Source organism: Bacillus sp. VT 712 (assembly GCF_001614195.1).
GTDB classification, from domain to species: domain Bacteria; phylum Bacillota; class Bacilli; order Bacillales; family Bacillaceae_H; genus Priestia; species Priestia flexa.
Map to the genome: position 1 here is coordinate 1 of NZ_LWBK01000121.1, position 498 is coordinate 498.

General features: G+C 46.0%; 1 rRNA gene. It reads right to left on the bottom strand.

From position 1 onward, the window contains the following. Nucleotides 1-414, bottom strand: a 23S ribosomal RNA gene (locus A2U94_RS20340); the annotation flags it as partial. Between the last annotated feature and the right edge of the window lie 84 nt (nt 415-498).

The window sequence follows — 498 nt, forward strand, 5'->3', positions numbered from 1 at the left end:
GGATCCACTCAAGAGGGAACGAAGTTTCAACTACAGGGTTGTTACCTTCTTTGACGGGCCTTTCCAGACCTCTTCATTTACCTCGTTCCTTTGTAACTCCGTATAGAGTGTCCTACAACCCCAAGAGGCAAGCCTCTTGGTTTGGGCTAATTCCGTTTCGCTCGCCGCTACTCAGGAAATCGCATTTGCTTTCTCTTCCTCCGGGTACTTAGATGTTTCAGTTCCCCGGGTCTGCCTTCAATATCCTATTTATTCAGATAAAGATACTGCTCCATTACGAACAGTGGGTTTCCCCATTCGGAAATCTCCGGATCAAAGCTTACTTACAGCTCCCCGAAGCATATCGGTGTTAGTCCCGTCCTTCATCGGCTCCTAGTGCCAAGGCATTCACCGTGCGCCCTTTCTAACTTAACCATTAGCGAATAAATGGTGCAACTTGCGTTGCGTTATTTATTGGTTTGATTAAAGAAAAGTTTCACTTTTCCTCAGCTATTACTG